Source organism: Kitasatospora nipponensis (assembly GCF_039528135.1).
In the GTDB taxonomy this organism is placed as follows: Bacteria; Actinomycetota; Actinomycetes; order Streptomycetales; family Streptomycetaceae; genus Kitasatospora; species Kitasatospora nipponensis.
In genome coordinates this window covers 1-505 of sequence record NZ_BAAALF010001219.1, presented here as the reverse complement: position 1 = coordinate 505, position 505 = coordinate 1, and the positions used below count along the sequence as shown (strand labels likewise).

Here is a 505-nt window from a genome sequence, read left to right as displayed (position 1 = left end):
GTAGCCGTTCAGGCCCGGAAGCATGATGTCCAGCAGGATCGCTGCGTACTCGTGGTGCTCGGCGTACCAGAGCGCCTCGTTGCCGTCCCCGGTCACGTCCACCGACCAACCCTCAGCGTTCAGTCCGGCCCGCAGCGCGTCGGCCACGCGTGATTCGTCCTCGACGATCAACACCCGCATGGCCGACAGTCTCCCAGTCGAACCTGAAGAGAACTTCAGAATCGTTCAGCCTTCCTTCAGTGGGGACCGGGCACGGTCGTAGACATCGCGGAAACGCCGCGAGGAACCCCACAGGAGGAATGACAGTTATGCGTAAGCCGACCGGCAAGACGATGACAGTAACGCTCCTCGCCGCAGGTGCGGTCCCACTCGGCGGCGCGGGCAGCGCACTGGCGGCGGGTGGCGAGAGCCCTGCTGACACACAGGACAATAAGCAGAGCTCCCACGGCAGCTCAGCATCCGTACCGTCGGACGCGAAGCTGTCGGGTCCGGTTGCGATCAAGAA

2 protein-coding genes are annotated in these 505 nt (G+C 64.2%); one reads left to right on the top strand and one right to left on the bottom strand.

From position 1 onward, the window contains the following. On the bottom strand, positions 1 to 180 hold a 180-nt coding region (locus ABD323_RS45745), incomplete at its 3' end, for a response regulator (protein WP_344447817.1). 128 nt (positions 181 to 308) lie between these two features. On the opposite strand from ABD323_RS45745, the gene ABD323_RS45740 reads away from it, so the two are divergent. After that, positions 309 to 505, top strand: a 197-nt coding sequence (locus ABD323_RS45740; protein WP_344447816.1) for a hypothetical protein, incomplete at its 3' end; no start/stop codon positions are given.